13 protein-coding genes and 2 pseudogenes are annotated in these 12,653 nt (G+C 67.5%); 5 read left to right on the top strand and 10 right to left on the bottom strand.

Features of this window, described 5'->3' with window-relative positions; genetic code table 11:
• Positions 1 to 7 precede the first annotated feature (7 nt).
• The 3 genes from NF4_RS31030 to NF4_RS38240 form a co-directional block, all read right to left on the bottom strand.
• A complete protein-coding gene (locus tag NF4_RS31030; RefSeq protein WP_157120698.1) occupies positions 8 to 595 on the bottom strand; it encodes a hypothetical protein in 588 nt (195 codons plus the stop codon).
• Positions 596 to 1,662: 1,067 nt separating this feature from the next.
• Entirely contained in the window at positions 1,663 to 2,004 is a 342-nt protein-coding gene (locus NF4_RS31025; protein ID WP_063130948.1) for a hypothetical protein, read from the bottom strand.
• Positions 2,001 to 2,165, bottom strand: a complete 165-nt coding sequence (locus NF4_RS38240) for a hypothetical protein (protein ID WP_157120697.1) — start codon at positions 2,163 to 2,165, stop codon at positions 2,001 to 2,003. The genes NF4_RS31025 and NF4_RS38240 overlap by 4 nt, the downstream gene beginning before the upstream one ends.
• 241 nt (positions 2,166 to 2,406) lie before the next feature.
• On the opposite strand from NF4_RS38240, the gene NF4_RS31020 reads away from it, so the two are divergent.
• The 3 genes from NF4_RS31020 to NF4_RS31010 are packed head-to-tail and all read left to right on the top strand — an operon-like array spanning position 2,407 to position 4,464.
• The gene (locus NF4_RS31020) at positions 2,407 to 2,781 is read left to right on the top strand and encodes an XRE family transcriptional regulator (RefSeq protein WP_232330723.1); all 375 of its coding nucleotides are present in this window, start codon (positions 2,407 to 2,409) and stop codon (positions 2,779 to 2,781) included.
• Positions 2,782 to 2,800: 19 nt separating this feature from the next.
• Positions 2,801 to 3,304: a hypothetical protein gene (locus NF4_RS31015; protein WP_063130946.1), complete on the top strand. Its 504-nt coding sequence runs from the start codon at positions 2,801 to 2,803 to the stop codon at positions 3,302 to 3,304.
• A 23-nt stretch (positions 3,305 to 3,327) separates the two neighbouring features.
• Positions 3,328 to 4,464: an MAB_1171c family putative transporter gene (locus NF4_RS31010; RefSeq protein ID WP_157120696.1), complete on the top strand. Its 1,137-nt coding sequence runs from the start codon at positions 3,328 to 3,330 to the stop codon at positions 4,462 to 4,464.
• 389 nt (positions 4,465 to 4,853) lie between these two features.
• On the opposite strand, the gene NF4_RS31005 is transcribed toward NF4_RS31010, so the two are convergent.
• The 3 genes from NF4_RS31005 to NF4_RS30995 form a co-directional block, all read right to left on the bottom strand.
• Positions 4,854 to 5,123, bottom strand: coding sequence for a hypothetical protein (locus NF4_RS31005; RefSeq protein ID WP_232330722.1), 270 nt, complete (start codon positions 5,121 to 5,123; stop codon positions 4,854 to 4,856).
• 212 nt (positions 5,124 to 5,335) lie between these two features.
• Complete coding sequence (locus NF4_RS31000) at positions 5,336 to 6,550, bottom strand: RNA polymerase sigma factor (protein ID WP_063131004.1); 1,215 nt, start codon at positions 6,548 to 6,550, stop codon at positions 5,336 to 5,338.
• Between the two features lie 20 nt (positions 6,551 to 6,570).
• Positions 6,571 to 7,284 (bottom strand): YciI family protein, encoded by a 714-nt coding sequence (locus NF4_RS30995; protein ID WP_063130943.1) that lies wholly within the window; start codon positions 7,282 to 7,284, stop codon positions 6,571 to 6,573.
• A 434-nt stretch (positions 7,285 to 7,718) separates the two neighbouring features.
• Between NF4_RS30995 and NF4_RS30990 the strand changes: the two are divergent.
• A pseudogene (locus NF4_RS30990) lies at positions 7,719 to 7,964 on the top strand (histone-like nucleoid-structuring protein Lsr2); the annotation flags it as partial.
• A 167-nt stretch (positions 7,965 to 8,131) separates the two neighbouring features.
• Here NF4_RS30990 and NF4_RS30985 read toward each other — a convergent pair.
• Complete coding sequence (locus NF4_RS30985; protein ID WP_232330721.1) at positions 8,132 to 8,962, bottom strand: SAM-dependent methyltransferase; 831 nt, start codon at positions 8,960 to 8,962, stop codon at positions 8,132 to 8,134.
• A gap of 65 nt (positions 8,963 to 9,027) precedes the next feature.
• Positions 9,028 to 9,708: a GntR family transcriptional regulator gene (locus NF4_RS30980; protein WP_198165536.1), complete on the bottom strand. Its 681-nt coding sequence runs from the start codon at positions 9,706 to 9,708 to the stop codon at positions 9,028 to 9,030.
• A 142-nt stretch (positions 9,709 to 9,850) separates the two neighbouring features.
• Between NF4_RS30980 and NF4_RS30975 the strand changes: the two genes are divergently transcribed.
• Complete coding sequence (locus NF4_RS30975) at positions 9,851 to 10,363, top strand: OsmC family protein (protein ID WP_063130940.1); 513 nt, start codon at positions 9,851 to 9,853, stop codon at positions 10,361 to 10,363.
• 417 nt (positions 10,364 to 10,780) lie between these two features.
• Here NF4_RS30975 and NF4_RS39605 read toward each other — a convergent pair.
• Positions 10,781 to 10,897, bottom strand: a pseudogene (locus NF4_RS39605) (class I SAM-dependent methyltransferase); the annotation flags it as partial.
• Positions 10,898 to 11,069: 172 nt separating this feature from the next.
• Positions 11,070 to 12,539, bottom strand: coding sequence for an MFS transporter (locus tag NF4_RS30970; protein WP_063130939.1), 1,470 nt, complete (start codon positions 12,537 to 12,539; stop codon positions 11,070 to 11,072).
• Positions 12,540 to 12,653 lie beyond the last annotated feature (114 nt).

Genomic DNA, 12,653 nt, shown 5'->3' with positions numbered 1-12,653 from the left:
GCACCGCCTACCCCGGCCGTGAGGCCGCGGCGACCAGCAGCGCATGCAGTGTTTTCGCTTGGACCCCCGCTTCGTTACCTCGCAGCACTACCTCGGCGAAGGCGGCACCGAGGGCCCGACTCACGTCGAATCCGCTCGGGGCCGTGGCATCCCCGGTCAACTCGGCACGCCAGTGCCGGTAACCGCGCACCACCTCGGCGAGTGTGCGGGGTTGTCCCGGCTCCCGACGCAGGTACTCCGCGATCAGGACGCGCTGCGCCTGCCTGCGCGCGAGACCACCACCGGCGCCATCGAGCGCCCGGCCGAATTCACAGAGCGTGGCCGCGTAGATACCCCGCTCGGCGTCGGTTTCCGCGGCTCCGGTGTCTTCCCCCGGCTCCTGCGCGGTCCGCTCGTCGAGAGTGATCGAGCGAGCCGTGCCCCGGGAGTCGTGCGGTTCGGCACTCCACCGCACCAGGCCCGATTCGGCGCCGAGTGCTGCTACCGCGACGATATCCAGGACGATCACCGAGTAGTCGGTAAGCACCCGATCCACCGCGGCCACGAACTCCCGCACCGCCGACACCTGCAGGCCGGGCGTATCGAATCCGGCCACACGCACACCGTGGTGCTCGGCCAACCTCCGCGCCAGCCACCCGACCACGGGATCGGAAACCGGTCGCCCGTCGGAACCGCGCCGATCACGCCCGCGCTGCGGTTCGTCGGCGGGCTTGTTCGATCGCTGCGGGGAACCGTACCGAGGGCTCGGGGGACTCGGCTGGGCACTCGCAGGCGGGCCGGGTGTCCGGGGCCGTTGCCCGGCCCACGGGGTGTCTCGCCGACCCACATCGACCGCTGGCCGCGGTCCGGACGCCCTGCCCGGCAACCGGTCCGCATTCCGCGTGCCGGCCGGGGGCGACACCGGGGAGGTCGGGGGCGACACCGGGGAGGACAGGGGCGACACCGGGGAGGACAGGGGCGACACGGGGAAGGACGACGGCCGGCGACCGGAGTCCCCGACCGGGTTGCCGGATTTGCCACTGTTCTTTCGGCCTGCCCGCTCCGACCCCAGATCTGTCCGATCCGAAGGAGCCGGGCGCCGCGGACCGTCCTGCGGCATCGACCGTCCCGTGGAAGCGTCCGGCGACCGCGGGCCGCCGGACGCGGATCGTTCGGCAGGCTGCGCCCGGTCCGTGGGATACGGCCGGCCTCCCGCTGCCGGAGATGTCGCCGCGGGGTCGTCGGTGACAGGTGAGTCCGTACCAGCGAGCGCAGGAGTGCCGCCGGAGGCGTCCGGCCGCTGCGGAGCCGCCTCCCCGATGTTCGGGCCCATGTCCCCGGCTGCGGCGCCTACCCGGCCGGCAAGGTAAGCGTCCTGCGCCTCGAATTGGCGTGCAGCGTCGATGATTCCGGCGGCTGTGCCGTGCAGGCTGTCCTCCATTGCCCGCACATTGCCCAGCAACTGATCGGCGTGCGGCCTGAACTCCCCGGCGAACGCGAGGCCGATATCGTCGTCGCCCCAGCTGCCGTCGGACTGTGCCAGGCAATCCCGCAAGCCCGCATAGGTCTGCCCCACCCTGTCACCGAGCTCGGCCAGCCGCGCTCCCCGATCTCGCAGACTATCCGGATCCCACCGAACTTCACCGCTCACGTCCCCACCCCGTCGGTCGGACTCGGCCGCCGTTACGCATCCGGAACCGTCGCTCGAAATCGGTGACAAACCACCGACAGCGGCACCGAAGAGGTTCTGTCCGCGTCGATGCGCACCAGCAACCGCCACCACGGCCCACATTCCGGACCCGCAGACAACCGCCGATGCCGGCGCACCATCTCCCACACCGCATCCGACACCTGGTACCGAATCGACTGGTTGCCATCGCCGACCACCAGCAGCGCCGATTCGGCGACCACGGTCATCGCGAACCACGCCTCCAACCGTTGCCACCCGGGCGGGGCAAGCCCGCGCAGCCCATCCGCGATCCGATCGGCCAACACCGCAAGATCCTCACCCCCCGAACTGCTCACCGCACACTCCGGCATGCTCGGAACCACGGGTTCTCCTCGCCCCGGCACTCCGCTTCGTGGGCGAGGTCAGCGTTCAACTCCGCCGCCTCCGCGGCGAGCTGGTGTAGCTCCAGTGTCAACGTGCGCAACTCATCGGGATCGACCCGCAACGGTAGACCCACATGATCTCCCTTCCGAACCTCTGCCCCGCGCGTGCTGTCGGCCAGCGATGTCAACATGTGTGGTTGGATGGCTCAAATTATCTTCACGTCAGTTGATAGCTGTGATTGCAGCACGCCCGGTGTTGTCTGTCAACGGTCGTCAAGAGATAATGGTTCGCAACCATTCCAGTTGACGGGAAGGCGATCGGTGGACGAAACAGCCTCAACGTTTGCGTCGAGATTGACCCATCTGTTCGACGTCGTGCGCAGGCCCGACGGTCGCGAGTTCAGCAACGAGGAGGTCGCCACCGCAATCGCCCGGCACCAAGGGGTGAAGATGTCAGGCTCCTACGTCTGGTATCTGCGTACCGGTCAACGAGACAATCCGACCTTTCGGCACTTGAGCGCGCTGGCTCGATTCTTCGGGGTTCCCCCTGCGTACTTCTTCGACGATGAGACCAGTCGCGAAGTCGACGCCGAACTGGGCCTGCTGACTGCCATGCGGGACGCGGGGGTGCGCGATGTGGCGCTGCGGGCCGCGGGCCTGTCCGCCGAAAGTCTGGCGGCAGTCACCGACGTGATCAACCGTTTTCGCCGATTGGAGCGGCTGCCCGGCGGTCCGTCCGGCGACCGGTAGCGCGAAGAACTTCGCTGCCATGCGGACTACGGATTTACGCAAGCGCTGCGAACGGCGCATCGACGTGCTCGGGCTACCGGTTCGTTTCGGTATCGGCGAGGTGTGCGAGCGTCTGGAGAGTCATGTGGGCAAACGGATCGAACTGATCCCGATGGCCCTGCCGCCCGCCAGTCCACTCGGGTTGCTGATCACCGACGAACACGGACATTCGGTCATCTACGAGGAGTCCGCCAGTCCGATTCACCGCCAGCAGATCATTTTCCACGAACTCGCGCATCTGCTCCTCGGTCACACGGGTCACCCGATCGGCGATGATCGACGGCACTGCATGTTCGTGCACATCGACCGTGAGATCCAGGGACAGGTTCTCGCCAGGTCCTGCGGATCGACCGAGCAAGAGACCGAGGCGGAGATGACGGCGACCTTGCTCCTGCAGCGCGCCCACCGGTCGAGCCGGCCGGTCACCGTCGCTGCCGATCCGGCGATCGCCGACATAGTCCGCCGTTTGGACAACTCACTGTGACCCCAGACCCGATTCTCCTGATCTTGCTCACGGCATTCGCCTGCGTCACAGTTCTGGCCATCAAGGCTCGCGACATCATCCGGGATTCGGACAATGGGATGCACCGTGCAAGTGCGCTTTTCGTCGGCGCGATCCTGGCGACCATGATGATCTGGCTCGAATCCGATGCCATCGACCGCCACACCCATGTTCCGAGAATCGGCATCTTGCTCAGTGATGTCGCGGCGATGCTCGCGGTGTGTGCGAGCCAGATATGGTTCGTGTACCTCACGACCCGGATCGAGATCGCGCGCCGCAGGTCACCGCTGTGCTACGCGGGATTCGCTGTTGTCGTCGTCGCGGCCGTCGCGCTGTTCGCCGCGTTCCCGCCGACGTCCGCGAACGATGCCCGGTATCGGTATCTGTTCATCTGCTACGTCGGTGTCAGCGCCGTGGCGGCGGTCGTGTTCGGGTTCCGCTACGCCGCACTCACCGCGAAGCCCTGGCTACGCATCGGATTCCGGGTCATCGCATCGGGCGGCATCGCCGTGATCGCGCGCCTGGCCTTCCTCGGCTACGTGCTCGTCGCCGCCGATCTCGGCCACCCACCTCGGCCGATATACGCCACCGTAGACGGCCTACTCACCGTGACCGGACTGCTCATCGTCATCACCGGTATGGCGCTGCCCTCGGGAGGCGAGTTTCTGGGGGCGCTGCTGCACGCTTACCGATGCCACCGAGCCGACCGCCAACTCAGCGCGCTGAGCCGGCACCTGACGTCGGCCACCGGCACGACGAGCGTTGTGCCCCTGCCCGCCGGTCGCGAATGGAATCCCTTGCGGGACGCCGAATTTCGGCTCTGTCGGCGGATCGTCGACATTCGGGACGCGCAACTGGCGTTGCGCGGGTATGCCGATCCACGGGCGCGGCAGCGCGCCGCCGAGCGGTTCGACGCGCTCGGTTTGCCGGATAATGAGCGTGGCCCGATGATCGAGGCGGCCGTCATCGCCGCGGCGATCCAGGCGAACCGAGCAGGCATACCGCCTCGGCACAACACGACGATGACCCTGTCCGCTGAACATGGTGGCGCTGACACGCTGCTCGACGAAGCCAGGTGGCTCGGACGTGTCAGCCGGGCCCTACGATCTTCCGAGATCGCAGGGCAGAACGCTGAGGTCTAACTGCCACGACAGCGACCGAGACCGATTAGCTCGAGTCGAATCCTGATGCAGTGCGAACAGCTCCCAGACCGATATCGCGAGGGCCGATGGGGACCACAGCAGCAGGCCGTTACGTAGCCGCGGATCCACGGGTAACGGCTCGTCAGGGCGTCGGAGGGCGCGCGCAAGCAGGAGAATCGACGGTGCCGCAACCAGTGCTGTCGCTGCCCAGCCGAACGGGCGGGTCTGGGCAGCGAGTGTGGCGAGGGCAAGACAGCTGACAACTGGCACGGCCCATCGGACGAACTGCCCGCGGGGTGCAGGGGTCGGCTCGGCCGTCACATCTCGCAGCCTAGGACCTGCGCCGCTGTCGATGCGGCTGCGGACCGGCGGGTTATGCGGTGCCCAGGTCACGGTCCCGGAATCTGCCGGGAGATGAGCAACATATTCATGGCTGCTGTGTTCGCTGTGCGGGCGCGGTCAGCGGTGGTGCCATCGGTGAGGGTGTCGTGTTGCACACCGGCCTGGTGCTCCAGCCCAAGAGCATGCTGCCCCGGCAGTGAGGGCCGGGGCAGCACAGTGATGGGTGCCCATCGGGTGTTCTCGGGTCCTGGGCGGGGGATGGGGAGCAGGGCGAGGACCCAGACGTGGTCGATGGTGTGGACCTTGCTCATGGTCATGGCGAACGAGAGCGGTTCTCCGGTTTCGGGGTGGCGGCGGTATAACAGGTCATCGGGGGCTCGGCCGATCACCGCGATGTGCGTAGGTGCCCTCGGCAGAATTCGAACCCGCTGTACTGGTGGGGGCACGACGGTTTCCGGTCGAATGGGCCTGATGTCGGTGGGTCCTTCTGGCGGCTCACGACCGGGGTATGGCCGGGTACCGGTGCGATTCAGTATTGGGCCTCGACCTCGGCGAGCCGACGCGCGAGGAAACGGCGGGTCTGATCGTTGCCGACCATCGTCAGCGCGGCTCGGTAGTGCTCAGCTGCCTCGCGTGGGCGGCCCGAGCGGCGCAGCAGGTCGGCTCGGGTGGCGCTGACCAGGTGCGTATCGGCCAGACGCGGATCTGCCGCGACTTCGTCGAGGGCCGCGAGCCCGGTCGCGAAGCCGTGCGCGAAACCGACGGCCACAGCCCGGTTCACGCGGACGACGGGCGACTCGATGTACCCGAGCAGTTCGTCGTAACCGGAAAGTACCGCCTGCCAATTCGTTTCGGTCCAACTCCGTGCCTTCGCGTGCGCGGCGGCGATACGTGCCTGCGCCAGATAGGGTCCGGCTCCGTCGCTGGCCGAGTCCAGGCAGGACAAACCAGCCGCGATGGCCGCATGGTCCCAGCCTGCCCGGTCCTGATCTTCCAAGGGGATCAACTCCTCTTCACCCGAACGCCGTTGGGTGCGCCTGCTGTCCTGTAGAAGCATCAGCGCGAGCAGCGCTCGTGCCTCCGTTTCGTCGGGCAGTAACCCGCACACCAGCCGGCCGAGCCGGATCGCTTCGTCGCACAGTTCGTCGCGCACGGCGGCCGGGCCCCTTGTCGCCGCGTAGCCTTCGGTGAACATCAGATACACGCATGCCAGCACCATCGGTACTCGGTCGGGCAGCAGGTGCGGTGGCGGCACTCGCAGCGGGATGCCGGCTTGGCGGATCTTGGCCTTCGCTCGGCTGAGTCGCTGCGCGACAGTGTGTTCTGGTTGCAGGAACAGGCGTGCGATCTCGGCGGTGCGCAGACCGCACACCAGACGCAGTGTCAACGCCACCTGGGACGGTGGTGAGAGCGCCGGATGGCAGCAGGTGAAGATCATCCGCAATTGGTCGTCGGTGACCGGTGACACCTCGGCCTCCTCGACCGGTGCGTGCAGCAGTGCCGCGCCATATTCTTTCTCCGCTCTCGCCGATTCGCGCCGCAGCCGGTCGAGGGCGCGATGGCGGGCCGCGGTGGTGATCCACGCGCCCGGATTCGCGGGCCACCCGCGTTCGGGCCAGGTGCGCACCGCGTCGGCGAAAGCCTCCTGCACCGCATCCTCGGCGAGTCCGATATCCCCGGTCAGCGCTGCCGCTGACGCCACGGCCCGGCCGAACTCCGCGCGGTAGACCGCGTCGATCGTCACGGTCGGGCCGGTACACACGTTCAGGCGTCCAGGTCGACGATCCGGCGGACCTCGGCGCGCCCATTCGCGCCGAGCGGGATAGCAGCGGCGATCTCGGCGGCCCGGTCACGCCCCTCGGCGGCGAACAGGTAGAACCCGTCGACCACCTCGGCGAACTCGGGATAGGGGCCGTCGGTCAGCAGGAGCTGTCCGTCGCGCACCCGCACCGTGGTCGCGGTGGATGGCGGTCGCAGTGCGCCGCCGCCACGCAGAGCCTCGGCGTACTTCTCGCCGAACCGCGCGTGCTCGACCGCCATCGCGTTCCACTCCGGTGTGCCCGGCTCGACCACCGCCGCAGACGCTTCCCACAGCAGGGCCAGCCACCAGTCCGCTCCCGGGGAGTCGTGCGGTGACCACTCGACGAGCGGGCGCACCTCCACCGCGTCGCTCTCCACGGCGGGCAGCTGCCGCGCCAGGCGAATGGCCTCGTCCAGATCGGCGGCTTCGAACACATAGAACCCGCCCACCACCTCGGCCTGCTCGGTGAACGGGCCGTCGGTGACCATGGTCCGCCCGGCCGAGTGCCGTACCTGGATCGCGTCCGCCGACGGGAACAGCGCCGCGCCACCGGCGACGGCCGCGCCCTCTTTCTCCTCGAATTCCGCGTAACGCATGACCTCGGCGTCGAACTCGGGTGTACCGGGTCGTGCGGCCGGAGGGTCTTCGCGTCCTACCAACGTCACCAGATAATGCATGGTGTAACCCTTCCTCGATGTGAGGGGCTGATCACCCCTTCTACCAGGACGACGAACCGCAGAGGTGGTTCTCCACATCGGAGCCGGAGTATTTTTTCCGACGGTCACAACATTTGGTGGGGATCGGGCCGAGCAGCAGGTTCACCATGGCCCGCAGCAGGGCGGCTCGGCGGGTATGGGTGCTCGATTCGGGGCATGGGGCGGTTCGGTGCCGCCGAAGGTCGTGAACGAGGGCGGGGCCGGAGTGGATGGTGCGCCGATATCGTGCAGACCAGGGCCCTGAACTGCTCGGCTGCTGTGCCCTCGGCAGGACACGCAATACATACCGGCTGGCTACACACCTACAATCACTGTGAGTCCACCGCGGCCACACCGCACTCGTCGGACACCCATCAGCAGCCCGCGTCCCAGACCCAACCTCTCAGGTCAGTACACCTGTGGTGGATGACCTCGATGGTGTGTCTGCTGCGGTTGAGTCGGTGTCGTTCGGACTCGACGGGGTGGGCTATGAGATCGATCTCTCGGAGGCGAACGCGCGGGAGTTCCGGGCGGCGCTGGGCAAGTGGTTGCCGTTCGCGCGCAGGACTGGGGGACGGGCCCGCACCGCGGTGTCTGCCGTGGGGCGGTCGGAGGCGAGAGCGGTGCGGGAGTGTGCCCGGCGCAACGGCAGGTCGAGTTGACTGATCGTTGCCCGTCACGAGCTCAGTTGCCGAGAGGCTCGACATGACTGGGCGCTGCAACAGCATCGGTTTCTGCGAGCGGGATGTGTCGCGGCCGGCGCAGCGATGTGATGCCGAGTGCGGGTCCTGTCGGACCGGGTGTCCCGCAGGAATGCGTCGCAGTGTCTTCAGCGGGGGTGGTGGATTTTGGGTGGTGGAGGTGGTTGTTTGAATCCGACGCCGCCGAGGATCAGTCGTTGTTCGGGTGCTCGTGTCCGGGTTGGTGGCCCGGCGGGCCACCAGTCGTCGAGTTCGGTCAGACCGGGTGCGATGAGTTGTAGTCCGTCGAAGTACTCGAGTTGCTGTTCGCGGGTGCGGTACCGAGCCGTGCCCAGACCGCTTGCGGTGAAGGCGTGTTCGAGTTGTGTGGCGAGCGTGTGTAGTTCGGGGTCTTCGCCGGCAGGGCCCCAGAAGTTGGTGGTGGCGAGGAAGGATCCGCAGGGCAGGCGTGTGGTGTATTCGCGTACCACTGTGGCGGGGTCGAGGTGGTCGTCGAGGTGGTGCAGCAGCGCGCAGGTGAGGACGGCGATCGGGCGGTCGGGGTCGAGGTAGCGGGTGACTTCCGGGTTTTCGAGGAGGGTGCCGGGCTCGAGGAGGTCGCCGCGGAGATAGTGGGTGTTGTCGTTCTGGGCGAGCAGTGCGCTGCCGTGCACGGCGCAGAGAGGATCGTTGTCGACGTACACCACTCGGGCGTGGCGGTTTTCGTATTGCGCGATCTGATGGGTGTTGAGCGCTGTCGGTAGCCCGGCGCCGATGTCGAGGAACTGATCGATTCCGGCCGTACCGGCGAGGTAGCGGACCACCCGCGACAGCCAGCGGCGGTTCATCAGGGCGAGATCACCATATCGCGGCGCAATACGTTCGATGTGCCTGTACGCGGTGCGGTCGACCTCGTAATTGTCCTTGCCGCCGAGGCTGTAGTCGTAGACGCGGGCGATGCTCGGGCGGGTAGTGTCCACACCGACCGGACCGCGGGCGCGAGCCCGTGGTTGTGCTGGCAGGGCGGGAATAGTCATAGTCTCACTCACGTGGCTGTGAACTGCAGGATGCAGGGGTAGCGGTCCGGACGAATGAACGCGCGCTGCCAGATCAGTGTCCCGGGGGCGGACTCGAGTCGGGCCTCGATACAAAAGGTGGCGCTGCCGGCGGGGATCCCGAGAAGTTCACAGACTGCGGGGTCCGGGACGGTGGGCACCGTGGCCTGACTGACGACAGTGATCTGACCGGATTGGTGGGCGGAGCCGTCGAGCAGCAGATCGGCGAGTTCGCGGGGCGCCGAATCCGCTGTGTCGGACCAGATCTGTAGGCAGATCAGTGGCGCCCCGTCCGCGCGCAGCACGCCGGTGTGGACGGTGAGTAGGGTGTGCGGGTTGCGGTCGAGCCGCTCGGCGATTTCCGCCGAGCGACGTTCACTCGCCGTGGTTTCGCTGGTGGCGGTTCGCACGCCGAGCGCGGTGAGGGTGTCGAGTAGCCGGCGCAGCACCGTGGGCGGGGGCGTCACCCGACCGCCCACCCGTGGGCGGCGCTCGATCCCCTCCAAATGCCGGACCGCTTCTCGGACAGTATGTCTGCTCACACCGTAGTGCTCCATGAGCTCCCGATCGCCGGGAAACCGCTCCGCGAACTCGCCCGCCGCCAACCGTGTCCGCAGGTCGGCCAGCACTGTGGACCACAGACTCCGCCCCTGCCTCGAATCAGTCGGCATCGCAACTCCTCTCATCCGCCCGGGCTGCTGGCAACAGGCAGCGGTGCGGGTTCCGATCAGCCATACTTGGCAAGGCCAATAGTCCGTACGATACGGCAATAGTCCGGACAATTCACACTTCTCGACGAGATACGGGGAAACCATGACGAAGGCTCAATCGCTCGACATCTCGGCCTACGAGGCCACCAAGGCCGCGGTGGCCGATGACGCGAGTGCGGGCACCGGCGCGTTCCGCACGGTGACGACCTGGACCGAAGGCGCGCAAGCGCGGACCACCGCCCGGTCGTTCACCCTGGAAACTGACGAGCCCGCGCCCTTGGGTGGTACCGACAAGGCCATTGATCCGATGGAGTTGGTCCTGGCCGCGGTTGGCACCTGTCTGACCATCGGCTGGGTCACCCAAGCCGTCCAACGCGGGGTCGAGTACCGCAATCTGCGGATCGAAGTCACCGGCGACTACGATCTGCGCGGCTACCTCGCGCTGGATCAGCAAGTCCGACCCGGGTTCAGCAGCGTGAACTATGTGGTGCATGTCGACACCGACGCCCCCTCCGAGGTCCTCGAAGAGATCCGGGCGGCTGCCGAAGCGACCTCGCCGATGTTCGACAACGTCAAGAACGCCACACCCTTGCAGGGGGTTATCGAACAAGCCTGACAGCTTCCCCGAGCGGACCCGTGTCGATTTCCCCGGGAGAATTCCTGCCCCCGGTGTCCGAGCGCTGAGCCGAATGCGATTCAGACAATTCCACCGACTCGGTGCAGCAGGGATTCCCTGGGTCCGCGCGATGGCCGAACGAACGCTGCCCGCGTCACCGCGCGGATCACTGTCCTGCAGGCCGCTCGCACCGAACGAGTGGCCGCGGGGGTGGCAGCGGGTCGGATCAAACCGCTCGATCCGGCACTGTTGACCCGCTTGCTCCTCAGCGCGCGGACCGGCGTCGTCGCCCTGGCGATGCAGACCCCGACGGCCATGTCCGCACGCGAGGTCGAGGAGTGCCTGGCACAGGCTCGGCGGATCGTGACCGACGGCATCAGCGCCCACGTTCCTCGCCCGCCGGACCGCCTACCGATCACGATCCGCAGTCGGTTCGGCGTGGTGTTCGGCGAGCACCGCGGCTTTGAACTCCAGGACTTCCGGCTGGTCGATCTCGAACACTGTGGTTTCGGCCGGCCGATCGAGGCGATACGCCGCGCGTCCAGGCCCTGGAGGATGCCGGGCGGCCAATCGAGGCGAGCCACAGCACCGGCCAGACGACTGAAAGCCACACCCGGCTCCTCTGCCGAGCCAGGGCCTTACGACGGCCCGGATGCTCCCGAGGGAGGACGATAGGGACGACTGAGGTTCAGGGATCCGATGGAGACTACCGGGGACTGCTGTGTATGGGGGATTCCGATTTCGGTGTGGCAGTCCGGTTGCGTACCAACATGATCGCGGGCACCGCGGCCAGGACGAAGAGCACGCCCGCCATCGCGACGTAGAGATACACACCGGTCGCCGTGCTCACCGGGGCACCGTCGGTAGAGGTCCCGGGAATTCGGGTCGCCTCGAGCACCGCGCCACCGGCGAAGTTGAACACGACCGAACCGAGTGCCATCACGACCGAAATCAGCCCGGCGAAGGTGCCGTGTCGCTCGGGCGCGGCGATGCCGGTCGCCAAGTTGTAGCCGGAGGCGCCGATCGCACCGGCGGCCATTCCGACCACGGCTCCGCAGGCGATCGCCAAGGGAAGCATGGACACGCCCGCCAGCATCGCGAAGGTCGCCAGTGCACCGATAGCGATGCCGCCGAAGAGGGGCAGTGCGGGACCGAACCGCCCCGCCAGCCATCCCGCGCCGATACCGCCGATCACGATACCGAGATTGGGGGTGGCGAGCAGCACTGCGACCGCCTCGCCATCGCCCAGTCCGTAGCCGAGCCCCAGACCTGGCGGCACCTGGGCGATGAGGCTCGTCAATTGCAGCATGCTCCGGAAGGACCCCGCTGCCAGCACCACGGCGAGCAGCGTCAGCAGGATCGGGCGGCTGAGCGCCCGGAGGTCGATGAGGGGTTCGTCGACCCGCAGCGCGAGGTGCGCCCAACCCGCCAACGCGGCGGCACCGGCGGCAGGCAGCGCGATCATGCCCAGGGACAGCCAGCCGAGGTCTCGCCCGAGGCTGATGTAGGCGAGGACCGCGCCGAGGCCGCCGCCGAGCAGCAGCGCGCCGGCCACGTCGATCCGGCCGGTACCGCGGACCGGCGATTCCGGGATGAAAGCTCGCACGCTGAGCGCCGCGGCCGCGGCGAGCAGCGCCGCCGTCACGAATACGCTCCGGTAGCCGAACGTATCGATGACCGGCTTCATGAGGAACGGCTCGACGATTCCGATGACCGATGAACCGGATGTCACAAGCCCGACCACGGCCATCGCCACGCGCGGAGTGCAGATCTGTCGTGTGAGCGCCACCGTGAGGAAGACCGCGGCGAATGCGGCGCCCTGCAGAAAGCGGCCCAGTAGGAATATCCAGATGTTCGGGGCAACAAGGCAGATCAACGCTCCCGCGCAGGCGAGGAGCAGCGTGCCGGTGAGGACCCGGCGCGTGCCGAAGATATCGGAACTCTTCGCGAGCAGCGGCGACCATATCGCCCCGGCGAGCATCGCGCTCGCGTTCAACCACGCGGTCTGGCCGGTATCGAAATGCTCCAGCAGCTGGGGCAGGACCATCATCGGCGAACCGACGGCCACATCGGCCAGGACGTTGGCGAGGGTGAGCACGGCCGCCCAGAGGACCAGCCGCTTGCTCCAGCGGTGCTCTCGGTCGCCGAGGACGGGATTGTCCAGTGTGTCTGTCACTATTCATCTCTCAGCGCGTTGGGAGGGAGAACCCGGAGAACAGCGCCTTGTGCGGCGCAGCGGGTCGTGGGCTGGATCGACGTACGGGTCCGGAGGCCGGGTCGCATTGCGCCG

The organism is Nocardia fusca NBRC 14340 (assembly GCF_001618425.1).
GTDB lineage: Bacteria > Actinomycetota > Actinomycetes > Mycobacteriales > Mycobacteriaceae > Nocardia > Nocardia fusca.
This window is presented reverse-complemented; position numbering and strand designations above follow the sequence as displayed.

Coding starts and splice junctions, on each gene's coding strand:
- NF4_RS31005 (WP_232330722.1), bottom strand. CDS start 5,123: ATGACCATGAGCAAGGTCCACACCATCGACCACGTCTGGGTCCTCGCC.
- NF4_RS30980 (WP_198165536.1), bottom strand. CDS start 9,708: ATGCCGACTGATTCGAGGCAGGGGCGGAGTCTGTGGTCCACAGTGCTG.
- NF4_RS30995 (WP_063130943.1), bottom strand. CDS start 7,284: ATGCATTATCTGGTGACGTTGGTAGGACGCGAAGACCCTCCGGCCGCA.
- NF4_RS30975 (WP_063130940.1), top strand. CDS start 9,851: ATGACGAAGGCTCAATCGCTCGACATCTCGGCCTACGAGGCCACCAAG.
- NF4_RS31015 (WP_063130946.1), top strand. CDS start 2,801: ATGCGGACTACGGATTTACGCAAGCGCTGCGAACGGCGCATCGACGTG.